A 23,904-nucleotide genomic window follows, 5' to 3' on the forward strand; every position below is an offset into this window, starting at 1 on the left:
CCCGCGCGCCCACCCGCCGCCTGTACGACCACTACCGCTTGTCGCCGCTGCCTCTCCGCTTGCCGTTGTTGACGTACCGCTTGAGGAAGGAGGCGTCCTTGGCGAGCTTCGCCGAGGGGACACCGCCGCGGAGCCGGTCGTTCTCTACGATCTTGATCGCCGTCGCGAAGGTGATCTTCTTGGTGACCTTGCCGGCGGCGTTGTAGGCGCCGTTGGCGTAGTTCAGCCACGCCGCCAGGAGCTGCTTGTCGAGGTCGGAGTGCTTGCCGGCGAGCAGCGCGTAGGCCTTCTTGATCGTGGAGATGTCCACCTTCTCGTTGAAGACCCTGCTGCCGTCCGCGGCGATCTCGAGATAGCAGGCGAGTCTGGCGTCGGAGAGCCTGCCCTTGCCCGCCTTGAGTTCCGCGGCCCACTGGCCGACGGTGTAGGCGATCGTCGCATGGCCGCGCCCGCAGGACGGGGCGGTGTAGGTCGGGGCGTTCCCCCAGTTCGGGCTGGGCGTGGGCACGTACGTCCGGATGGGAGCCTGCGTGACCTTGGGAGTCGGGGCCGGGGACGCCGTGGTGGAGGGCGAGGACGACGGCGTGGCAGACGGGGTGGCAGACGGGGTGGGAGTGGGAGCGGGAGGAAGTGCCGCGAAGAGATCGATCCGCGGCGTCGTCACCTCGGCGCCGTCGCTCGGATAGGTGATCTTCTTGCCGGTGCTCTTGAGCTTGCTCTCCAGGGTGGCGACCGACGCGCCGGGATAGGCCGCCTTGAGGACCGCGAAGGCGCCCGCGACGTGCGGGGTGGCCATCGAGGTGCCGCTGAAGGCGGCGTAGGCGTCGTCCGGCACCGAGGAGTCGATGTCGACGCCCGGCGCGAACAGGTCGAGCAGCTTGCCGCGGTTGGAGAAGCCGGCCACGGTGTCGTCGTCGGCGGTGGCGCCGACGGTGACCGCCGACGAGGTGCAGCCGGGCCAGTTGACGCCGCTCTCGGAGCCGTCGTTCCCCGCGGCGACCACGGTGGCGACGCCCGCCGTGCGGAGGCCGTCGATGACGGTCTTGTACGGGCTCACCATGGGATCGCCGTTCTCGTCCAGGATCTGGTCGCACGGCGTGTCGATGAAGGTGCCGGGAATGCCGAGGCTCAGGTTGGCGGCGGCGATCGGCAGGTGCTGGGCGGTGGCGAGGCTCTGCACGTAGCTGAGACCGGTCAGGATGTCCCAGTCGTAGGCGTAGACGCAGGAGCCGGGCTGACCACCGCAGAAGTCGGGGGTGTTGCCGCGGGTGAACACCTGCACGGCGACGATGGCGGCGTCCGGGGCCACCCCGTCGCCGGGGGCGCCGGCCACGTTCTTGCCCGCCGCGATGCCGGCCACGTGGGTGCCGTGCGCGCAGAGGTTCTGGCCGCCGACGACGCAGTTGTCGTTCACGACGTCCGCGGCGCCGGGACCGGTCTGCACCGGGAGGTCGTTGGGGCAGAGGGGCTGCTCGTCCAGGATGGAAAGCGGGGTGGAGAAACACGCCTGCGCCACGATCCGGTCCTTGAGGAACGGATGGTCGGTGTCCACACCGGTGTCCAGGATGGCCACAGCCTGTCCCGCGCCGGTCCGCCCGGCGGCGTGTGCCTTGTCGGCGCCGATCACCTTGGTGCTCGACGCGAGGGACGGCTTGTTCCGCCGGTCCTCGATGATCCACTTAACGTCCGGCGACCTTTTCAGGGCGTCCAGCGCCGCCTTGTTGACCGACAAGTCCAGGAGCGGCATCGGCACCTTGATCGAGGCGAGATGGTCCACCGTGGCCGCAGCGGGTTTGTCGGCCGCGCGCAGAACCGCCTGCTGCCTGTTCTTCTTGATCGCCACGATCACCCGGACGGGGGCCTGCGCGGCCTTGGCCTCCAGAGCCGCGCTGATCGGGACGGTCGGTATGGCCGCGGTGGCCACGCTGGTCGGGGAGAGCCCCGCGGTGACCGTTATCGCGACCACAGCAGTGACAAACAGTCTTCTGCCGGCTTTTGACACAGGGGTGATGCCGGCGAAGCGGCGGCGCAAGCTCATCGACGTCCTCCGAGTCGCGGCCCCACCTGCCGCAAACTCTCATTAGTTCAAAATGGGGGCTAAATAGCGTCAGGAGGCTACCGACGTGCGGGAAGGACACAGTGACTAGTGATTCAGTTGTGACATGACGAATTCGTCATTTTTGCGATCGTGCAGGTCATGCGCCCCGTGTTGCATAGCCATTTCCTTTGTGATGCTCTTGCTCCAGCAAAGGGGGTCCTGGTGGGACGGGTGTTGGTCGTCGAGGATGACGAGGGAATCGCTCGGCTGGTCGCGCGCGCCCTGCGTGACCACGGCCACGCCGTCGACACGGCGGCCACCGGGGACGAAGGGCTCGGCGCGGCGCTCTCCCGGGACTTCGATCTCGTGGTGCTGGATCTCATGCTGCCGGGGATCGACGGTACCGAGCTGCTCGAAAGGCTCGTCGATGCCCGGCCGGAGCAGCGGGTGCTCGTGTTGTCGGCCATGTCCGAGGTAGGTGTGCGGGTGGCGTGCCTGGAGGCGGGCGCGGCGGACTTCCTGGGGAAGCCGTTCGCCGTCGCCGAACTGGTCGCCAGGGTCCACACGCGATTGCGGGGGCAGGCCCCCGGCGCGGCCAAGCGATGGCTCGGGTCGGGAACAGTCCGGCTCGACCTCCGGTTCCATCGGGCCTTGGTCGACGGGCGTCAGATCGAGCTCTCGTTCCGGGAGTTCCTCCTCCTGCAGCACCTCATGCGCCGGGCCGGCCAGGCGTGCAGCCGGGCCGAACTGCTCGCGGACGTATGGGGAATGATCTTCGACCCTGGCAGCAACGTCGTCGACGTTTGCGTACGGCGGCTCCGATCCAAACTCGACCGTCCTAATCGAGTGGAAACGGTGCGTCATGTCGGCTATCGATTCGCTGAGGACTAGCAAGCTCCTCATCGGGGGCTGGGCGGCGAGCGCGGTGGTCAACATCGCGCTGATGTACGCGCTGCCGGGTGGGGAGACGATCCCCTTCCACCTGGTGTGGATCGGCCTCGCGCTGATCTACGGCTTCACCGTCTGGCGGGCGTGGAGCATGATCGTCACGCTGGTCGCCGTAACGGTGAGCACGGGATACGTCTTCGCACATCACGCGATGCTGGGCGAGACCGGATGGGCGGAGACTTCGGAGGTCCCGCTCATGTCGGCGCTCTTCGGGGTCATGATCTGGCACGTGCGTCGCAGGCAGGTCGCGCTCGCCGAGGTGGCGAGGCTCGCGGCGGCGGAGCGGCGCAGGGCCGAGCGGCAGCAGCTGTTCGTCAGGCTGGCTTCGCACGAGCTGCGCACGCCGATCACGGTCGCGCGAGGCTACGTGGAGATGGTCAGGAACGTCTCGGACGAGTCGGCCACGGCCGATCTGACGATCGTTCTGGAGGAACTGGACAAGCTCACCCGAATCAGCGAGCGGCTGGTCAAGCTGATGCAGGCGGACGTGGCCTACCGCAGGCACGTCAGGGACGTGGACGCCGAGCTGGTCCGCATCCTCCGCCGCTGGGAGCCGAGCGCGAACCGGGTGTGGTCGGTGACGTCCACCGTGGGCCTGATGCCGATCAACGAGGAGCGGCTGGAGGCGGCGCTCGACTGCCTGCTGGAGAACGCGATCAAGTTCACCCGGCCGGGAGATCACATCACCGTGTCCGGATTCACCTGGCCTGACTCCTGGGTGGTCGAGGTGACCGACACCGGGATCGGCATGACCGACGAGCAGGCCGCCGCCCTCACCTCGGCGACGGAGCCGCTACGCCACACCGCGACCGGCACCGGCCTCGGGCTGGCGATCGCCCGCGCGGTGGTCGAGGCATGGGACGGCGACCTGCTGGTGACGAGCCGGATCGGCGTGGGAACCACCGTGTCGCTCCGGATCCCGATCACCTCCCGTGATCAGATGGGCGGTCGCTCGATCTCGGCCAGGTCCATGACCGCCTGAACGTCCAGGACCACCCGGCCATCCCATCCATGACGGCGGGCAAGACCTCTTCTGCACGGCCGCTGCCACCCTGACGTCGCGCTCGGCTCCGGTGCGGGAACCGGCGCGCATGACAGCCAGATGACAGTCTCGTCATGAAGCGTGGCCGCCCTGGTCGGAACGGTCCCATGATCCGGGCATGAGTGGAGATCGAAGGACGCGTCGCCGTAGGTCAGGTCCGGCCGTGTGGGCCGCGGTCGCCGCCGTCGTCGCAGGGATGCTCCCAGCGCTCAGCGTGCAGCCCGCCGCGGCGCAGGCCGCCTCGATCACCATCGAGGCGCACGACCTCGCCACCGGCGCCACGCTGCCGGCGTTCCAGTACCTGGTCAACGTGGACAACACGCGGTTGCCCGACAACCCCGATCCGGCTCTGCGCACCGGGCTCGCGGCCACCGAGAGCAACAGTCCCATCGTCGCCGAGGGCGACCAGACCAGGCCGACGCTCACCCTCCCGGACGGGCGCTACCTGATCTCGATCAGGTCCGCCGACCACAAGATGTGGGGCAAGCACGTCACGCTGCCGCGCGACGCGGGAACGGTCCGCATCGACCTGTCCGAGGCCAGCGCGGCCCATCCGCTGCCGCTCGGCAAGATCCGCGTCTTCGTCTTCAACGACGACCAGTGGGCCAACGGCGCGCCGGACGCCGGCGAGGCCGGGCTCGAGGGCTTCCAGGTCACCCTGAAGGAGCAGACCGGCTCGCAGGTCTCGGTCGACTACCACAACGAGCCGCTGTGCGGCGGGGACTGCCGGACGGCCTCCGACGGTTTCGTCCAGGTCGACGACCTCTCCCCCGCCACCTACTGGGTCTATGTCACGCCACCGGACACCTGTGGCCCGGACGGGTCGGGCAGGTGGACGCAGACCACGACGATCACCGGCGGTCTGGGCCTGCAGGCCGGTGTGGAGGAGGGCAGCGACGGGACCGGCAATCCGGGCGAGGCGCTGTGGGTGCCGCCGGACCGTCGCACCGGCTACCAGTTCGGGTTCGTCTGCACGGCCACGAACTTCGCCACTCCGGGCACCGGGTCGATCAGCGGCACCGCCAAGAACTGGAAGGCGTGGCCGCCGTTCGATGTGCTCTCCACGGCCGAGCCGGTCGAGAACCCCTACGTGGCCCTGACCAGCAGCGCCAACGACAACACCGTCTACGTCGGCCAGGGCGACGCCGAGGGCGGCTTCAGCATTCCCGACGTGCCGGCCGGTTCGTACATGATGTCGATCTGGGATGAGCAGCTCAGCTACATCATCCGCTTCCTGCCCGTCGACGTGGCCGCCGGGCAGAGCGTGGGTCTCGGCGATGTGGGCGTCTCCCGCTGGTTCGGCTGGCTGTCCGGGCACGTCTACCAGGACACCGGCGTCGCGCAGAACGGCACGGCCCTGCCCGCGGGCAGCAAGGCGAACGGCATCCGGGACTGCGCCGACGTCAACGACGAGGCCACGTGCGAGCCCACCATCCCCAACACCGACCTCGACCAGCGCTGGCGCGACGGCTCGATCAAGGAGGCGACCTTCACCGACGCGCAGGGACGGTACGAGTACCCGACCTCGGAGGGCGGCATGCTCGGCAAGTGGTTCATCGGCGAGACCGGCTTCGCCAGATTCGGCACCACAGGAGCGTCCGTCCACAGCGAGTACGACCACACGCAGGTGACGCGCGTGCCCACCGACGCCGGCGGCGGGCTCCTCACCAACCAACTCGTCATCGAGGGGCACCGCAGCGAGGTCGACTGGGGCAAGTACCCCTACGCCAACAACGAGCCGGGCCAGATCGTCGGCGTCGCCTACTACGCCACGACGCGCAACGAGTTCGACGCGCGCATGCAGTTCCACGAGAACTACGAGCCTGGAATCCCCGGCGTGACCGTCCGGCTGGAGGGGCTCGGCGCCGACGGGCTGCCCAACACCGCGGACGACGTCGTGCTCAACGAGTACGTCACCGATCACTGGGAGCCTTCCGCCGACTGCGACGTCCTCGACCAGAACGGCGACGACATCAGCGCCCAGCTCCATCCGCTGATCGGCCCCAAGTGCGTCGAGGTGCCCGCGACCGGCAACGAGACGAAGGACGCCGCCTTCGACGGCGGCTACGCCTTCGCCGACCAGTGCCCGGCGTCGGCCGGGGGCTTCGGCCACTTCGACGCCGGCGGCGACACGGTCTGCGGCAACGGAAGCGCCCCCGTTCCGCTGGTGGCCGGCACGTACATCACGCATGTGGTCATGCCCACCGCCCAGGACGACTCCCGTCCGTGCAACCCCGCCGGGCAGAAATACGTGAGCGGACCCGGTGGCAACGGCTGCCTGTACCGTCCTGTGCGCGAGGAGGACGTCAACGTCGACCTCGGCGCCCAGTACAACCCCGCGCTCCCGCCGCCCGCGTGCACCGGCGACGCGCACGTCATCGACCAGTCGACGCTGACCTCGCGCAGCCCCTACTTCGGGGTCAGCCCGAGCCCGTCGAAGCCGCTGTGCGACAAGCGCCTGGTCGTGCTGCAGAACAAGCAGAACGCCAACGCCGACTTCTTCATGATGACCAACTTCAAGAACGGACCGGACGTCGCGGAGCCGGGGCGCATCGTCGGGCTGGTCCCCGACGACGTCTACTTCGACCGCGACCCCAAGTCCCTCTGGTACGGCGAGCCGCGCGTCCTCGGCAAGATCCCGATCGGGATCCGCGACTACACCGGGCGCCTGATCACCACGGTCCTCACGAGCGAGTACGGCGGCTACGAGGCGCTGCTGCCCTCGACCGAGACGTTCAACTGCCCGATCCCCCAGGGACCCTGTCCCGGCATGTACGTCGTAGTGATCAACGATCCCGGTGACAAGGCCCACCCGAACCCCACCTACAACCCCCACTACCTCACCGAGCGCTTCGCCTGGGACGTATGGCCGGGACAGACCAACCAGCTCGACACGCCGGTGATCCCGATCGCCGGGACGGGCTGCGAACTGCCGGTCAACACCCCTGAGCTGCTGCAGGTCTCCAAGCCGTACGTCACCGCGGGCGACTCCGCGACGGCGCGGCAGATCACCATCGACGGCGACTTCTTCGGCGCCGCCGCGGGCTCCGTCGTCCTCGGTGATCCGGCGGCGGGCCAGACGCGCATCCTGACGACCTCCAACGGCGGCATCGTCAGCTGGGGCGACCGCCAGATCGTGATCAGGGTCCCGGTGGTCGGGATCCTGTCCACCCAGATCAGGCCGGGGCCCAAACAGCTGACCATCCGCACCTCGGCCGGTGTCTCCACGCCCAACGGCCTGACCCTGCACGTGCGGGGCAACTCGGGCGGCGTGAACTACCAGCCGGCCATCGTGAACGTCGCGGCGCCGACCACCCCGAACGCCATCCAGAACGCCGTGAACGCGGCCGCCGCCGGAAGCCTGCTCGTCCTGCAGAAGGGCGTCTACCACGAGAACGTCCTGCTGTGGAAGCCGCTCGTCCTCCAGGGCCTCGGCCCGGGCGGCCTGGTCGGCTCCAGCGAGGCGCAGCAACGCGCGGTCGACGATCCCAGGTTCAACGTCCAGGGCACGACCATCGACGGCCGCTTCTTCCGCGACAACCAGGCGGCCTGGACCGCCGCGCTCACCGCTGCCGGTTCGCTGGCCGGGGTGGACGCCACGCACCCGCTCCTGCAAGGAGCGGTCATCACGGTGGCCGCCAAGACCACCACCGCCTTCCCCAGCGGGCTCGGAGCGGCCCGCATCGACGGCATCGGCATCACCAACGGCCACGGCCAGGGCGCCGGAGGCATCCAGCTCCACGCCTACGCCGCCAACCTGCAGATCACCAACGACATCCTGGAGAGCGACGGCGGTGAGTTCGCCGGCGCCATCGCGGTCGGCCAGCCGTACCTCGACGGCCACAACACCGGCGTGCGGATCGCGAACGACCGGATCATGGGCAGCGGCGGCCGGACCCGCTCGGGCGGTGTCGGCATCTTCCGCGGCTCGAACAACTACGAGGTGGCCTCCAGCGTCATCTGCGGGAACTTCTCGTTCGAGTACGGCGCCGGCATCTCCCACTGGGGCCTGTCACCCGGCGGCTCCATCCACGACAACCAGATCTACTACAACGACTCGGTCACCTCGGGGGCCGCCATCAGCATCGCCCAGGAGCTCCCCCGGCCACTGCCCGACGGGAGCACCCCGCTCGGCGACGGCTCGGGCAACGTCGACATCGACCGCAACCTGATCCAGTCCAACTACTCCGGTGACGACGGCGGCGGCCTCTTCGTCGAGAACGCCCACACCGCACGCGTCAACGTCCGCAACAACATGATCGTGGACAACGGGGCGGCCGACCTCGGCGGTGGCCTCATGCTGGACGACTCCGCCAACGTGGCGGTCGTCGGCAACACGGTCGCCAACAACGTGACGACGGCCTCCTGCGAGACCTGCGACACGACGCCGCACGCCGCGGGCCTCGCCGCCGAGGCGAACGACCCGCTCTTCCAGGCGACCCTGCCCGCGGGGTCGGCGAAGTTCTCCAACCCGGCGGCGCTGTTCGACAACATCTTCTGGCAGAACCAGGCGTACACCCTCAGCCACCAAGGACCCGGCGCGGCGCTCGTCTCGCATGGCTACCTGGACTTCGAGGTACACGGCACCACGAGCGGAGCCGACACCTTCACGCCGCGCTACACGCTGCTGACGGCCGCGAGCATCCGCGGCTCGGACGGGGCCGATCACCCGCTTCCGGGCGGTCAGGGCAACATCATCGGCCAGGACCCGCAGTTCATACTGCCCTACACGCTGGAACTGGCGGTCGCGGGCTCGCGGCTGGACCCGCAGATGGCGAGCGTGACGATCACCGGGGAGGTCCCGCCGGTCGGACTCAGCGGGAACTACCACCTCGCGGCCGGTTCGCCCGCCATCAACAAGGGACCCACGTACTCCAACTACCCGGCCCTCCAGACCCCGAGCAGCATCCCGGCGCCCACCGTCGACTTCGACGGCCAGACGCGCCCGATCCTGCCCATCCCCCTTCCCTTCGATCTCGGTGCGGACGAGGTGCAATGAGCATGAAACGGAGGGACCTCCTCAAAGCGGGAGCCCTGGCCGGCGGCCTGCTGATCGGAGGGCGGGCCCTGCAGGGCTCGGCGGAGGCCGCCGCCAACCCCGAGGCCAGGATCGGCCTCGCCGGCACCGACGGGCACATCACCCTTCCCGGCAGGGGCCCGCTCTACATCTTCGGGTTCGCCACGGTCCCCCTGGCGGCGTCCGTCGGTGACCTGGTCGCGAACTACAAGGGCAAGGCGCAGCACGTGGCGCCGATCCTCGACGTCAAGCAGGACAACGACGTGTACATCACGCTGACCAATCTCGGGCTGGTCGGCCGGCCGGACCTCGTCGACGCCCACACCATCCACTGGCACGGCTTCCGGACGCCGTCCGCGCTGTTCGACGGCGTGCCCGAGGCCTCGATCGGCGTGCCGATCGAGCGCCAGTTCACCTACTTCTTCCGGCCGCACAACCCGGGCACGTACATGTACCACTGCCACTTCGAGGACGTCGAGCACGTGCAGATGGGCATGACGAGCATCGTCTTCGTGCGTCCCGCCCAGGACGGCGGCTCGGCGCTGGACCCGCTGCACCGGACCACGACCTACGCCTACAACGACGGGGACGGCTCCACCGCCTACGACCGGCACTTCGCGATCCTGCTCAACGAGATCGAGGAACGGGAGCACGACGCGGACGAGCAGATCCAGGAGTTCATCTTCACCGACTACGACCCGCAGTACTTCACGCTGAACGGCCGGGTCTACCCGCAGACGATCCTGCCCAATAATGACCCCTCGCTGCCCTACCAGCCGGTGTCGTCGCTGATCCAGGCGAACCCGGGTGACCGGGTGCTGCTGCGGCTGGCCAACCTCGGATACCTCCAGCACGCGATGCAGCTGCCGGGCATCCCGATGAAGGTCGTCGGGGAGGACGCCACGCCGCACAGCTTCCCGTACGTCACCAACACGCTCTACATCGGCCCCGGCGAGGCGCGCGACGTCCTGTTCACCGCGCCGCCGTTCAACCCCTCCGCGCCGGTGACGACCGACGCGCGCGGCTCGTACAACACCTACCTGTTCAAGAACCGGGACTTCCGGCGCCTGTCCAACCGCGGCTCGCCGGGACTCGGCGGCATGGCGACGGAGGTCAGGGTGTACCAGGGTTCGCCGCTACCGGCCCAGACCTCCGTGGGGGAAACCTATGCGTAAGGCACTCCTCGCGGCGGCCGCGCTGCTGGTCGCCTTCGCGCCGAGTGCGCGGGCACAGGCGCCGGCGGTCCCCCGCCAGGGAATCGTCTGCACCAACGGCACGACCTTCGACCTGACCGCGACGCCGGGGTACATCGAGACCCCGGACGGCAACAGCGTCCTGATGTGGAGCTACGCCCTGGCCGGCGGGGAATTCCAGAGCCCGGGCCCGGTGCTCTGCGTCAACGAGGGTGACAGCGTGACGGTCCACCTGCACAACGACCTCACCGAGCCCGTCTCGATCGTCTTCCCCGGCCAGACGGGAGTCGGCGGCTCGGGAAGCTCCGGGCTGCTCGCCAAGGAGGCACCCGCGGGCGGTGACGCCACTTACACCTTCACGGCGTCGCAACCAGGGACGTACGTGTACGAGAGCGGAACCGACCCCGAAAAGCAAGTCGAGATGGGCCTCTACGGAGCGCTGATCGTGCGGCCGGCCGGGCACCCGGACTACGCGTACGACGCGGCGACCCGTTTCGACCCGCAGCGGGAGTACCTCGTCCTGCTCAGCGACATCGACCCGGACCTCCACCACGCCGTGGAGACGGGCGCCCCCTACCACTTCGACCAGCTGCGCAACCGCTACTTCGCGATCAACGGGCGCCAGTTCCCCGACACCCTCCAGGACAACGGGGTGTCGTGGCTGCCCGCGCAGCCGTACGGGTCGCTCATCCGCGTCAAGCCGTACAACGCCACCGGCAACCCGCTGCCCGCGCTCATCCGCATGGCGAACGTGGGGACGGTCAACCACCCCTTCCATCCGCACGGGAACCACATCAAGGAGGTCGCCCAGGACGGCAGACCGCTCCGCACCCCGGGCGGCGGCGACGCCTCGAGCGAGCATTTCGCCGAGACGATCGGCTCGGGCCAGACGCAGGACTACCTGTTCTCCTGGACCGACCAGGATTCGTGGAACCCCGGGAGCAATCCGTTCCCCGCTTCGGTGGCCTCGCCGGACTACCGGAACCTGACCTTCAAGGACGGCAACACCTGGTCCAGCGGCAGCGCCTACCTCGGGTCGAAGGGCACCCTGCCCGTAGGCACCGTCTCGCAGAACATCTGCGGCGAGTGGTACTTCCCCTGGCACAGCCACGCGCTCAACGAGTTCACCAACTACGACGCGGGCTTCGGCGGCATGGCGACCCTCCTGCGGGTGGACCCGCCCGGTGGCTGCACGGCCGTCGCCGGCACCGCCTCGATCCTGGCCGGCACGCTCAACTCGGGAACCGCCACCGCCCTGGCCGCGGCCGACACGGCCTACTACAAGGTCAACTCCACGGTCTCCGGTACCAGGACGGCCGACTGGTACGGCGGCTTCACCGGGGTGCCCCGCGGTTCGACGGGCCTCGCCGTCACCTACACCGGCCGCAACTCGATCGCAGCCCTGCCCACCACGCTGTGGATCTGGAAGTGGTCGACCAGCACGTGGGTTCAGATGGGCGCCGCGACCGGCGTCGGCACCTCGGACGTCACGTCGACCCGGACGCCTCCGTCACCGCAGTCCGACTACATCGGGACGGGCGCCAACGCGGGCAAGGTGCGCGTGCGCGTGCTGACGACCGGCACGACCACCAACTTCGTCACGCAGGGCAACCTGCTCAAGCTGACCTACGACGCGCCGTGAGGACGACAATGCGCAGAACCATGGTGCTGATCCTGATCGCGGTGGGCCTGACCCTTCCGGCCTCGCCCGCGAGCGCGGCGGACGTCTCGATCGACCTGTGCGCCTCAGCGGGCACGCTCACGCTCCCCGGCCCGGTCACCGCGAACATCTGGGGGTTCGCCCTGGCCGGCTCCGGCGGCTCGTGCGCGGGCGTGACGCCGTCCGTGCCGGGACCCGTGCTGTCGGTGGACCAGGGCGACACCGTCTCCATCGCGGTGCACAACACCCTGACCACCCCGGTCTCGCTGGAGGTGCCCGGGCTCTCCCTCGGCCAGGGCGCGGGAATCAGCGCTCCGGCGGGCGGCGCCGCGACCGCGACGTTCACCGCCTCCGCGCCCGGCACCTACCTCTACCAGGGGACCGAGCGGCAGGTCCCGATGGGGCTCTACGGCGCGCTCATCGTGCGCCCTCCCACGGCGGGGCAGGCGTACGGCTCGGCCACCACCGCCTACGACCGTGAGGCGCTGCTGGTGCTCTCCGCGATCGACCCGGCGTTCAACGCCTCACCGGCCACCGCCGATCTCTACCACTACGCGCCGAAGTTCTGGCTGATCAACGGCAAGGCCTACCCGGACACCGATCTCGTCCACGGGGTGGCGCCGGGGACCAAGGTGCTGCTGCGCTACCTGAACGCGGGCTTCGACAACACCTCGATGCGGCTGCTCGGCGCGTACGAGCGGGTACTCGCCCGGGACGCCCACCCTCTGGCGAACCCGTTCGACGCCACCGCCGAAACCATCCCCGCCGGGGGGACGGAGGACGCCTTGGTGACCATCCCCGCCACGGGCACCAGGTTCCCCGTCTACAACCGCCAACTCCACAAGACCATGCTGACCTTCATCGAGGTCCCGTGAGCGAACCCGGTGCCGGCGAGGTACTGGCGTGGGCGACCCGGCGTGCCCGCAGGCTGGGGCTGCTCGCCGTCCTCCTGGCCGTGGGGCTGGTCGGGAGCCTCCTCTGGTCACCGTCCGGCCCGGCGTCCACGGCCCCCGCCCAGGCGAAGCCGGTCCTCGACCGCCCGGTGGTCGCCGCGGACGAGCTCCCCAACCGGGCGGGGATCCGGCTCGTCCGGGTCTCGGTGAGCGGCGCCGGGGGCCTGGTCGACCTGCGTTACCAGGTGCTGGACCCGGACAAGGCCCAGGCCGTCCACGAGGCCGCCACCCCGCCGGTCCTCATCGACGAGGCATCCGGAGTGGTCGTCAAGGACCTGTACATGGGCCACGCGCACACCGGCACGTACAAGCCCGCCGTCACCTACTACCTGGTCTTCGAGAATCCCGGCAACTGGGTGCGCCGGGGAAGCGAGGTAACGGTGCTGCTGGGCGACGCGCAGGTGGAACATGTCCAGGTCTCCTAGGATCATCTGCGGCCTGCTCGCCCTCGTCGCCGTGGTCCTGTGGGCCCCGCCGGCCGCGGCGCACGCCGTGCTCCTCGAGTCCGATCCGGTGAACGGATCGGCCCTCGCCGGGGCGCCGCGGGCGGCCGTCCTGACGTTCAGTGAGCACATCGCGGCACGGTTCAGCTCGGCCCGGCTCGTGGACGCCTCCGGCCGCGTCCTCGGGGGCGCCCGGGCCACCGCCCGGGGAGACCGCCTCACCGTCGAGTTGCCCCGCCTCGCCGTCGGCGCGTACGGCATCGCCTGGCGGGTCCTCGCGGAGGACGACGGGCACACGACCGACGGCGTCGTGGTCTTCACCATCGGGTCCGTGCCCTCCGCTGTGACCGTCCCCGCGCGCGTTTCCGGCCCGGAGCCGTTCGACGTGGTCCTGCGGTGGGTGCGGCTGTGCCTGCTCGCCGGGCTCGTCGGTGGCCTGGCGGTGGCCGGTCTCGTCCTGCGCCGGACCGTGCCGCCGGTGCCGCCTGACTGGTGGGCCGCGGCCAGGCACCGGCTGCTCACGCTCGCCGCGGCCTGCGCCGCGCTGGGGGTGGCCGCCGATCTGGCCGAACTCGCCGGCAAGCCGCTGGCCACCCAGTGGGGGCGGCTCTGGTTCGTCAGGACGGTGGCGCTCGCGCTCCTCGCGGTGTGCGCGCTCGTCCTGCGCCGCTCGATGTCCGTGCGCCGGGTGATCGCGCCGGTGACGGTGGCGGCGGTGATCGTCGCGGTGTCGGCCGAGGCGTGGGGTGGTCATGCCGCGGCCCTCGGCGGCCTGACGATCGCCGCCGACGCGGTGCACATCCTCACCGCATGTCTTTGGCTGGGCTCGGTGGCGGCGCTCGGTGTCCTGCTGGCGGCGCGGGCGGGACACGGCCTGGCGCTGGTGCGCGCCTACCGGGCCCCGTTCGCCCGCCTGGCCCTGACCGGGGCGGTCCTGGTCGGGCTGACGGGCCTGTTCCACGCCGCGAGCCAGATCGGGTCGGCCGACGCTCTGCTCACCTCGCCGTACGGCAGGACGCTGCTGGTCAAGGGCGGGATCGTGGCCGTGGTCGCCGCCTTGGGGCTGGCCAACGCCCTCCGCTCCCGCCCATCGGGCCGGCTGCTGGTGGCCGAGGCGGGGGCGGGAGCCGTACTGCTCCTCGCCGCGGGGGTGCTCGCCGAGACGAGCCCGGCCCGCCCGGCGGCCGTGGGGCCGGCGGTGGCGCGCAGTCGCAGCGCGAACGTGGCCGACCTGGTCATCGGGCTCTCGGTCACGCCCAACCGGGCCGGCGTGAACGGCTTCACGGTGACCGCCGCCAGCTCGCGCAGGCCGGCGCCCGCCCCGATCGACGGCGTCACGCTCGAGCTGCCCAAGGGCGGGATCGTGCTGAGGCGGCTCGAGCCCGGCCGCTACTTCGGCACCGGTTCGCTGGAGCTGTCCGGTCCCGCGCGGCTGACCGTTGTCGTGTATCGCGCGGGGGCGCGTCTGGAAGTGCCCATGACGTGGAGTGTCGGATGAAACGCGCAATCTTGATCACTGTGATCTCCCTGGCGGCGGCGATGCCCGCCACCACGGCGACAGCCGTACCGGATCCGATGACCCAGGCCATCGTGGTGCTCAGGGACCAGGTGGACCCGGGCGGGATCCAGGAGCCGGGACGGCACCGGCGCAGGGCCGCCCTGGAGCGGGCGCTGCGGGCGAGGGCCGATGCCGGGCAGCGGGATCTGCTCGGGCTGCTGCGGGCGCGGCGGTCCCAGGGACTGGTCTCCGCCGTGCGGTCGCTGTGGATCTTCAACGGGATCGCGGTGACCGCGACCCCGTCGGTGCTGTCGGAGCTCGCCGCGCGACCCGAGGTGCGGGAGATCCGGCCCGACCTGAAGATCCAGGCGCCCGCGCTACTGGCATCCACCGGTCCCGCGGAGCCGAACGTGGCGCTCCTCGGCGCTCCGGCGCTGTGGGACCTCGGCCACCGGGGCCAGGGAGTGGTCGTGGCCACGCTGGACACCGGCGTCGACGCCACCCATCCCGACCTCGCGGGACGCTACCGGGGGGGCGCCAACAGCTGGTACGACCCGAACGGCGAGCACCCGAGCACTCCCATCGACGTGAGCGGCCACGGCACCGCGACCATGGGGGTCATGGTCGGCGGCGACGCGGGCGGCACCGCCATCGGCATCGCTCCGGACGCGAAGTGGATCGCTGCGAAGATCTTCAACGATAGGGGGACCGCCACCGCCGGCGGCATCCACCTCGCCATACAGTGGCTGATGGACCCGGACGGCAACCCTGACACCGCGGACGCGCCCGACGTCGTGAACAACTCTTGGACCGGCTCCGCGGGCGGGTGCGCCCTCGACTTCCAGCTCGACCTGAGGAACCTGCGCGCGGCGGGGATCCTGCCGGTGTTCGCCGCGGGGAACTCCGGGCCGACGGCGGGATCGGTATACGCTCCCGCCAACAACGCGGAGGCGTTCGCCGTGGGCGCCACCGACAACGCCGGCGTGCTCGACCCGTCGAGCGGCCGCGGGCCCTCTCCCTGCGCGGGGGCGGCCGCCCCGCGGCTGACCGCGCCCGGCGTCAACATCACGACCACGGACCTTTACGGGCTCTACACGGTCGCCTCCGGCACCTCGCTGTCCGCACCGCACGCGGCGGGCGCACTCGCGCTGCTCCTCAGCGCCTACCCTGACCTGGACGCCGACCGGCAGGCGGCCGCGCTGCAGAACAGCGCGGTGGATCTCGGCGCCCCGGGTTTCGACAACGACCACGGGTACGGCAGGTTGGACGCCCTGGCCGCCTACCAGTGGCTCGCCTCCGCGCCCGACTTCACGCTGGCCGTCACGCCTTCGTCGAGGACCGCGCGCGTGGGCGGCAGCGCCGCCTACACCGCCACGGTGGGAGCGATGAACGGCTTCACCGGCGCGGTCGCGCTGTCGGTCGCCGGTCTTCCCGCCGGTGCGACCGCTTCGTGGACGCTCCCGAGCATCCCGGGGTCGGGCGGCTCGCAGCTGACCGTGTCCACCCCTGCGGGAGTGGCTCCGGGCGGCTACCCCCTGACGATCAGCGGGAGCAGCGGCGGCCTCAGCCACTCGACGCAGGTCACGCTCGTGGTCAGCGTCGGGGACTTCGCCCTCTCCGCGAGTCCCGCCACCTTGTCGGTCGTCCGAGGCGGGTCGGCGAGCTCCACCGTGTCGGTCTCTGTGGCAGGCGGTTTCAGCGGGAGCGTGTCGCTGTCGGCGAGCGGCCTGCCGTCCGGGTCGACGGCGGGCTTCGCCGCCACCCCGGTCGCGGCGCCGGGCACCTCGCGGCTGACCGTCCGCACCACCTCCTCGACCGCCCGTGGCACGTTCACCGTGATCGTCGCAGGGGTCTCGGGACCGCTCGTCCACCGGGCGACGGTGACCCTCACCGTACGGTGACGCAGGCGGCAGGGATTGTCCTCGGGAAGTCCCAGGCGGAACCGCCCCAGAGACAGGCGGGGGTTCCACCTCCCCGCCGCCCTTCCACCGTCGGCGCGGCGAAAACGACAAAGGTCATCCGCCTGGGGCGAACCGGGCTCCCGGAGAAAGGCACGCAGGCCAAGATGGGTGCATGCGTCTCCCCGGCTGGTTCGCCGAACGCGGCGAGCCCACCTCCCCCGAGCTGGAGCTGCGCGTCTCCACGCTCGAGCTCTTCTTCGACCTGGTCTTCGTCTTCACCGTCACCCAGCTCACCACGCTGCTCGTCAACGGGTTCGCCGAGGAGACACCGGCCGCGGCGGCCCAGGGCGGTCCCGTCGAGGGCCCGCTGCGGGTGCTGCTGGTGTTCGGCGTCATCTGGTGGATGTACTCCGGGTACGCCTGGCTGACCAACACGATCCCGCCCGTCCGCCCCGCCCGGCGGATCCTCATCCTGCTCGGCATGGCCGGGTTCCTCATCATGGCCCTGGCCATCCCCACGGCGTTCGACGGCGGCGGGTGGGCCTTCGCGCTGGGCTACCTGATCATCGTGCTGGTCCACGCCGGCCTCTACCTGCAGGCCACCGCGTCGTTCGTCCGCGTGGTCCCGTTCAACCTCGCCGCCACGGCGCTGCTGTTCGCCGCCGGGTTCGCCGACGGCGTCCTGGTGTACCTGCTGTGGGCGGCGGCGATGGTGCTGCTGTGGGGCAGCCCGTACTTCATCGGGCAGAAGGGCTTCCCCCTGCACCCGGCGCACATAGTGGAGCGGCACGGCCTGCTGGTGATCGTGGCCCTCGGCTAGTCGGTCGTCGCCATCGGCATCGGCGCGCACGGCGAGGTCGGCCCGGCCCTGCTGGTCGCGGCCACCCTGGGGCTCGCCCTGGCCGCCTGCCTGTGGTGGAGCTACTTCGGCGGCGAGGACGACCAGGCCGCCGAGCACACGCTGCTGCACGCCGGCGTGGTGGGCCGCACCCGGCTCATCCTCGGCGCGTACTTCTACGCCCACATCCCGTTGCTGCTCGGGATCGTCGCGATCGCCGCCGGCGTCAAGAAGGCGATCGGCCACCCGCTGGACCACATGCACCTGGGCCCGGCGATCGCCCTGTCCGCCGGGGTGACGCTCTACCTGGCGGGGGACACGATGTACCGGCGGGTCCTCGGCATGCCCCCGCGCCCGCTCCGCGTCCTGGTGGCGGCACTGGCCCTGCCGGCGATCCTCCTCGGCCTGTGGTCGGCCCTCGCCCAACTCGCCGCCTTCACCGCCCTCCTGATCGCGGCCTTGGCCGCCGAGCACGGCACCGCCCGCCGCCCGGGCTGAGAGCCGTCACGTCCCCGGGCCGCCCGGGCTTGGGGACCCTCACATGCGGTCGGGGTCGCCCCAGGGCGGCCCTGAGCCGGTGGACGTCGGGATGGGCGTCCCAGCCGCGGGCGGCGCACGTGTCCAGCACGGCGGCGGCCGTGTCCTTGAGCGCGTCGAGCACCGCCGCCGGGCGCACCTCTTCGACCGTGCGGAGCACCTCGCCGTGCCCGCTCATCGTCATCGTGCACGCCTGGCCGTCGCGGCGCATCACCGCCTCGTACGGGCCGTCCATGAAGGTCAGCGCGCACTCCCCCGAGACGCCGGCGGCCACGTCGGCGACCTCGGCCAGCCACCAGGCGAGGATCGTCACCGGAAAGTCGAACCACCCCACCTCGGGGAACGCGCCGCCGCCCGCCTCCAGCCAGACGGGGCCGACGATCGATCCCGCCCCCGTGCGCTCGAATCGTGAGGTGTCGACGCGCACGGAGACGCCCTCACCCATCGCCGGTGCCTCCCGCCATGCGCCTGATGTCTCCCGTCCATCCCGGCGCGGCCGCTGGATCTCCGCACGGCCACGCCCGCTCCTGCGCGACCACCCGCTACAGGTACTGCGGATTTGCGGGCCAGCACGCGCTGCGCCTTGGCCAGCCGGCGCCGCCCGGCCCGTTCATGCCGGGGGTTGGCGATCTTCCCGTCGCCGTCGGTCAAACCATCGATCGGACGCGACAACGTGACCAGCGCACTGATCCCCGCGTCGATACCGACCGACTCCCCGACCGGGTCCAACCGGCGGATCGTCTCCTCGCACAGAATGGACACAAACCACCGTCCCGCCGCATCACGCGACACCGTCACCGTCGACGGCTCCACCCCCTCAGGCAACGGACGCGACCACACAATGTCCAGCGGACCGTCCATCCTGGCCAAGAACAACTCACCGTCGCGGTAACGGAACCCCGAACGGGTGTACTCCGCCGCCGCCCGCGACCTCTTCCGCGACTTGAACACCGGGTAGCGGGCCCGCTTGGCGAAGAAGTTCGCAAACCGCGCCTGCAGATGCCGCAGCGCCTGCTGCAACGGCACCGACGACACCTCGCTGAGGAAACCCAGCTCTTCGGTGCGCTTCCAGCCGGTGAGCGCCGCCGAGGACTCCTCGTAGGAAAGCCCTTTGCCGTGCAGCCTGTAGGCGCGGGTACGTTCCTCCAGTGCCCTGTTGTAGACCAGGCGGACGCAGCCGAACGTGCGGGCAAGCTCCTCAGCCTGCCCGGACGTCGGGTAGAAGCGGAACTTCAACGCCCGCTTCACGGTTCGTGCCACGGCTCGTACTTTAGGCACGATCAACCGGATGCGAACACCGATTCGACTCCACACCATCCGACACCGTTCCACACCGTGCGACGACACCGTTCCACACCGTGCCGCGTTTCCTCCCCGCCTGAAGGCAGGGGTCTCCACACTTAAGGAGATTCGATGAAGATCTCGCGGCCCTTGTAGACGCCCCCCAGCAGGACCCGGACGCCGTCCTTGTTGCGGCCCACGATCTCGGCGCCCTTGCAGGCGCGGCGGATGGCCCATTCGATCTGGGTGGGCGACATTCCCTCCGCGAAGGAGGCGCTTCTCGCCGTCCCCTCGATGAGGAAGGTGACCGGCTCGGCACGCTGGACGCCCGTCTCCGGATCGGTGGCGATGACCTCGTCGCCGACCCTGACGTCCTTGATGAGTTTGCGGGTCCCGTCGGCCATGAGCACAGCGTGTCGCCGGTGAAGCTGTTGCCCAGGCACGCGCCGAGCTTGCCGAGCCGGAAGGCCTTGCCGAACATGCCGAGCCCGCAGCCGAGGGCCACCTCGGTCCCGACGGCGCCCCAGTCGACCTTGCGGCCGGAGAGCCACTGCGTCAGGTACTCCAGTCCGCCGCCGAACAGGGCGCCGCCCCGGCCGCGTAGGCGTACAGGTTGGCCCCGACTTCCCTTTTAGAGCGACGCCGGATCAGTGCTTTCTGGTGCTCTGGCGGATGGTGAGGCGGGGTTCGAGGAGGGTGGCGGGGGGGACGGTGGAACCTTCCAGCTTGGCCATGAGGAGGCGGACCGCCTGGTGGCCGACGTCGGCGGCCGGGATGAGGACCGAGGTGAGCGGCGGGCTGGCCCGTTCGGCGACGTCGTCGGGGCAGATGGCCACCACCGACATGTCCTCGGGCACCCGCTTGCCGAGCACCCGCAGCGCCCCGAGCACGTGGCCGACCGCCGCCTCGTTGTGCACGACGAGGCCGGACAGGGCGGGATGTTCCTCGAGGAGCGCCTTCACGGTCGCGCACACCTCGTCGAAGCTCTCTTCGCAGGGCCAGGCGACCGCCGTCATGCCGTGCGCCTGGCCGGCCTCGACGAAGCCCTCCATGGTGCGCTCGGCGTACCCGGTGCCGCGCTTGTAGACGACGTTCGGGGCGCCGAGCAGCGCGATCTCCCGGTGGCCGAGCGAGGCGAGGTGGTCGGCGCAGATGGCGCCCGCCCGGGCGAAGTCCAGGTCCACGCAGGTCAGCCCGGAGGCGTCGGCGGGGAACCCGATCAGCACGCTGGGCTCCTCGAGCTCGCGCAGCAGCGGCACGCGCGGGTCGTGGATCTCCACGTCCATCAGCACCAGGCCGTCGACCAGGGCGCTGGCGGCGACCCGCCGCAGCCCGTCGGGCCCTTCGTCGGCGGTCATCAGCAGTACGTCGTGATCGAACTGCCGGGCCGTCGTCACGACCGAGGTGGCGAACTGCATCAGGACGGGCAGGTGCATGCCGGCGCGCAGCGGCAGGACCAGCGCGATCACGTTGGACCGCTTGCTGGCGAGCGCCCGCGCGCCCGCGTTCGGGTGGTAGCCCAGCGCCCGGACGCTCTGCATGACGCGCTGGCTCGTCGTCGCCGAGATCGCCCGCTTGCCGCTGAGCACGTACGAGACGGTGCTGACGGCGACGCCGGCGTGCTTGGCGACGTCGGCGATGGTGACCGTCCTCAACGAGCGCCCCCTGTGGCTTGCTGGGTGAAGCGGAGCTCGCTCACCGTGACCCCCTCGTTCTCGAACACGACATAAAGATCGTGCACTCCGGCCGCCCCGGCAAGGGGACAGGTCACGGTGGCCAGGTGGTACCTGTCCCGCGACGGTGCCACCGACACCGCCCCGATGACCTCGCCGAACAGCGGGTCGCCGAGCCGCAGCGTCAGCACGCCCCCTTCGGTGCTCGCGACCGCCAGCAGGCAGTCGGCGGCGCCGCCGGCGAAGTCGACCTCCCGGAAGGCGATCCACCCGCCGGGGTCGGTCCCCCGGACCGCGTCCCCCGCGACCCGGGCGGCGTCGCAGAGCACGATTCCGTCGTACTCGTCGTTGTCCGCCGCGTCCAGAGGCCGGGTGTAAGGATCGCGGGCCGGGATCCGCTCGCCGGCCACCGTGAACCTGGCGCAGAGCCGGATGTCGCCCGCCGAACCGCCCACCTGCACCTTGTGCGGCGCCTCCTCCACCACGAACCTTCCCTGGGTGACATCCCAGAACGCCAGGTCGGCGACCTCGACCACCATGGTGACGGTACGGCTCTCGCCGGGTGCGAGCCGTACCCGCTCGAAGCCGCGCAGCTGGCGCAGCGGCTGCTTGACGCGGGAGCGCTGCTGGTGGGTGTAGAGCTGGACGACCTCCGTGCCGGTCCGCGGCCCGGTGTTGGTGACGGTCACCCGCACCTTCAGCACGTCGCCGGGCTCGGCGGCAGGCGCCGACAGCCGCAGGTCGGAGTAGGCGAAGGTCGTGTAGCCGTAGCCGTGCCCGAACGGGTAGAGCGGGGTGCCGCGGTAGTACAGGTAGGTCGAGTCGGTGGCGATGATGTCGTAGTCGAACAGGTCGGGCAGCTCGCAGGCGGAGCGGTACCACGTCTGGGTGAGCCGGCCGCCGGGGTCCGCGTCGCCGAAGAGCACGTCGGCGAGGGCGTTGCCGTACTCCTGCCCGCCGTGCGCGGACCACAGGATCGCGGGCACGTTCTCCTCGGCCCAGGTCACGGCGAACGGGTAGCCGCTGCTGATGACGAGCACGGTGTCGGGGTTGGCGGCGTGGACGGCGCGGATGAGCGCCTCCTGGGCCGGCGGCAGTCCGAGCTCGGTGCGGTCCTCGGTCTCCCTGCCGTTGACCAGGGGGTGGTCGCCGACGACCACGACGGCGACCTCGGCGGCGGCGGCCAGCTCGGCGGCGGCCTGGGCGCCGCTCTCGACCAGTTCCAGGGTGAGGACGGCCGCCGCCTCGGGATCATCGGTCAGCCGTAGGGTGCCGTCCTGCGCCAGCCCGACATGGCGGCCGGTGGAGATGTGGCGCAGGGCCAGGGTGCCGCGCGGCCGCTCGTCCAGGCGGAAGGTCTGGCGCACCTCCCAGCCGTTGGGGCCGGGCTGGTCGTTGACGAGCACGCCGTCGTCGCCCACCGAGACGTACCTGCCGTTGGCGCAGGCCCGCAGCGCGTACGCCCCTCCGCCCCAGTCGCACAGGTCGAACCAGGCGGCGCGCGCCTCGCAGGTGGCGGCCACCGCGAGCGGTCCGCCGGCGAAGTCCTCCACGGCGGTCACGTGGCCGCCGGCCGCGTGCAGCGCGATCCGGTCGACGCCCTCGGTGAAGGTGGTCGCGCACCGCTCGGCCAGGCCGGCGCGGGCGGTGACCGAGTACGGGAGCGTGCCGCTGTACCAGTCCTCCATGAGGGTGTCGGCGAGCGGCCCGATCACAGCGACGCGCTTCGGCTCGCGCAGGGGCAGCAGGCCGTCGTTCTTCAGCAGCACGATCGACTGCGTGGCGGCCTGCCGGGCGAGGGCCTGGTGCTCGGGGCGGTTGACGACCTCCTCGGTGATGTCGTCGTAGGGGGTGCCGGGGTCGAACTCGCCGAGGCGGAACCGGATCGCCAGGACGTGCCGGACGGCGGTGTCGATGTCGTCCTCGGCGAGCAGCCCGCGCTCCAGGGCCTTGCCGATGTGGTGCAGGGTGTCGGCGGGCCGGTCGTCATCCTGCGTGAAGCTGTCCATTCCCGCCTTGATCGCCGCCGCGTACGCCTCCGGCAGGTCCTCGTGGTACCCCTGCAGGCCGGTGAGGTTGGCCGGGGCGTAGGCGTCGCTCACCACGAGCAGATCGTCTCGCGACCAGGCGCGCACGACGTCGTTGATCAGCGGGCTGAGCATCGCCGGGCGGCCGTTGACCAGGTTGTAGGACGGCATGAGCGAGACGGCGGCGCCGGCCTCGATGGCGGGGCGGAAGGCCCTCAGCTCGTACTCGTGCAGCACGCGGGGCGGCAGGTTGCTGGAGGTGACGCACCGGTCGGTCTCGTTGTTGTACGCCAGGAAGTGCTTGAGCGTGGGAGCGGTCTTCAGCGTGGTGGGGTGGTCGCCGCGCAGGCCCCGGGAGTAGGCCGTGCCCATCACGCCGGTCAGCCACGGGTCCTCGGAGTAGCCTTCCTCGTTGCGCCCCCACCGGGGGTCGCGCAGGGGGTTCACGACGGGCGCCCAGACGTTGAGCCCGGCGCCGGTCGGGTCCTTGTGGTGCAGCGCCACGACCTCGTCGGCCGTCGCCGCGCCGACGCGGCGCACCAGGCCGGGGTCCCAGGTGCTGGCCAGGCCGACCGCCTGCGGGAAGACGGTCGCCGGGCCGAGCCAGGCGAGCCCGTGCAGCGCCTCGGTGCCCGTGCGGAAGAGGCCGAGGCCGAGCCGCGGCACAGCCGCCTGGTACTGGTGCAGCAGGCCGACCTTCTCCTCCAGGGTGAGCCTGGCGAGGAGGTCGCCGATCCGGGCCTGGATGGGCAGGCCGGGGTCACGGAAGGTGCCTGACACCGGTTCGTTCATCTGGGGGACCATCCTTCGCTCACCGAGGGGCGTTTCGAAGCGCTTCGACGCCGAGCGTCTCTG

General features: G+C 70.9%; 14 protein-coding genes and 2 pseudogenes. 10 read left to right on the forward strand and 6 right to left on the reverse strand.

Annotation, left to right across the window (positions count from 1 at the left end; translation table 11 throughout):
* Window positions 1-31: 31 nt before the first annotated feature.
* Window positions 32-1,966, reverse strand: coding sequence for a S8 family peptidase (locus MYF83_RS04080; protein WP_248958793.1), 1,935 nt, complete (start codon window positions 1,964-1,966; stop codon window positions 32-34).
* A 294-nt stretch (window positions 1,967-2,260) separates the two neighbouring features.
* Here MYF83_RS04080 and MYF83_RS04085 point away from each other — a divergent pair, with 294 nt between their 5' ends.
* From MYF83_RS04085 to MYF83_RS04130, 10 genes and pseudogenes are all read left to right on the forward strand, one after another.
* The gene (locus MYF83_RS04085; RefSeq protein ID WP_248958794.1) at window positions 2,261-2,929 is read left to right on the forward strand and encodes a response regulator transcription factor; all 669 of its coding nucleotides are present in this window, start codon (window positions 2,261-2,263) and stop codon (window positions 2,927-2,929) included.
* The gene (locus tag MYF83_RS04090; protein WP_248958795.1) at window positions 2,901-3,968 is read left to right on the forward strand and encodes a sensor histidine kinase; all 1,068 of its coding nucleotides are present in this window, start codon (window positions 2,901-2,903) and stop codon (window positions 3,966-3,968) included. Before MYF83_RS04085 ends, MYF83_RS04090 begins: the two co-directional genes overlap by 29 nt.
* 223 nt (window positions 3,969-4,191) lie before the next feature.
* Window positions 4,192-9,027 (forward strand): hypothetical protein, encoded by a 4,836-nt coding sequence (locus MYF83_RS04095; RefSeq protein WP_248958796.1) that lies wholly within the window; start codon window positions 4,192-4,194, stop codon window positions 9,025-9,027.
* 2 nt (window positions 9,028-9,029) lie between these two features.
* Window positions 9,030-10,220, forward strand: coding sequence for a multicopper oxidase domain-containing protein (locus MYF83_RS04100; protein WP_248958797.1), 1,191 nt, complete (start codon window positions 9,030-9,032; stop codon window positions 10,218-10,220).
* Entirely contained in the window at window positions 10,213-11,880 is a 1,668-nt protein-coding gene (locus tag MYF83_RS04105) for a multicopper oxidase domain-containing protein (RefSeq protein WP_248958798.1), read from the forward strand. The genes MYF83_RS04100 and MYF83_RS04105 overlap by 8 nt, the downstream gene beginning before the upstream one ends.
* 8 nt (window positions 11,881-11,888) lie before the next feature.
* Complete coding sequence (locus tag MYF83_RS04110; protein WP_248958799.1) at window positions 11,889-12,773, forward strand: multicopper oxidase domain-containing protein; 885 nt, start codon at window positions 11,889-11,891, stop codon at window positions 12,771-12,773.
* Window positions 12,770-13,276, forward strand: a complete 507-nt coding sequence (locus tag MYF83_RS04115; protein ID WP_248958800.1) for a hypothetical protein — start codon at window positions 12,770-12,772, stop codon at window positions 13,274-13,276. Before MYF83_RS04110 ends, MYF83_RS04115 begins: the two co-directional genes overlap by 4 nt.
* Window positions 13,260-14,792: a copper resistance CopC/CopD family protein gene (locus tag MYF83_RS04120; RefSeq protein ID WP_248958801.1), complete on the forward strand. Its 1,533-nt coding sequence runs from the start codon at window positions 13,260-13,262 to the stop codon at window positions 14,790-14,792. Before MYF83_RS04115 ends, MYF83_RS04120 begins: the two co-directional genes overlap by 17 nt.
* Window positions 14,789-16,693 (forward strand): S8 family serine peptidase, encoded by a 1,905-nt coding sequence (locus MYF83_RS04125; protein WP_248958802.1) that lies wholly within the window; start codon window positions 14,789-14,791, stop codon window positions 16,691-16,693. Before MYF83_RS04120 ends, MYF83_RS04125 begins: the two co-directional genes overlap by 4 nt.
* Window positions 16,694-16,865: 172 nt before the next feature.
* A pseudogene (locus MYF83_RS04130) lies at window positions 16,866-18,029 on the forward strand (low temperature requirement protein A).
* On the opposite strand, the gene MYF83_RS04135 reads toward MYF83_RS04130, so the two are convergent.
* The 5 genes and pseudogenes from MYF83_RS04135 to MYF83_RS04155 all read right to left on the reverse strand — a co-directional run bounded on the left by MYF83_RS04135 (window position 17,968) and on the right by MYF83_RS04155 (window position 23,841).
* The gene (locus tag MYF83_RS04135; protein WP_248958803.1) at window positions 17,968-18,381 is read right to left on the reverse strand and encodes a hypothetical protein; all 414 of its coding nucleotides are present in this window, start codon (window positions 18,379-18,381) and stop codon (window positions 17,968-17,970) included. The pseudogene MYF83_RS04130 and the gene MYF83_RS04135 overlap by 62 nt on opposite strands.
* A 200-nt stretch (window positions 18,382-18,581) precedes the next feature.
* Window positions 18,582-19,328: pseudogene (locus MYF83_RS04140) on the reverse strand (RNA-guided endonuclease InsQ/TnpB family protein); the annotation flags it as partial.
* A gap of 140 nt (window positions 19,329-19,468) precedes the next feature.
* Window positions 19,469-19,753, reverse strand: a complete 285-nt coding sequence (locus MYF83_RS04145) for a hypothetical protein (RefSeq protein ID WP_248958804.1) — start codon at window positions 19,751-19,753, stop codon at window positions 19,469-19,471.
* A gap of 243 nt (window positions 19,754-19,996) precedes the next feature.
* The gene (locus MYF83_RS04150) at window positions 19,997-21,004 is read right to left on the reverse strand and encodes a LacI family DNA-binding transcriptional regulator (protein ID WP_248958805.1); all 1,008 of its coding nucleotides are present in this window, start codon (window positions 21,002-21,004) and stop codon (window positions 19,997-19,999) included.
* Entirely contained in the window at window positions 21,001-23,841 is a 2,841-nt protein-coding gene (locus MYF83_RS04155; RefSeq protein WP_248958806.1) for a glycoside hydrolase family 3 protein, read from the reverse strand. Before MYF83_RS04155 ends, MYF83_RS04150 begins: the two co-directional genes overlap by 4 nt.
* Between the last annotated feature and the right edge of the window lie 63 nt (window positions 23,842-23,904).

It is taken from the genome of Sphaerisporangium perillae, assembly GCF_023276435.1.
GTDB classification, from domain to species: domain Bacteria; phylum Actinomycetota; class Actinomycetes; order Streptosporangiales; family Streptosporangiaceae; genus Sphaerisporangium; species Sphaerisporangium perillae.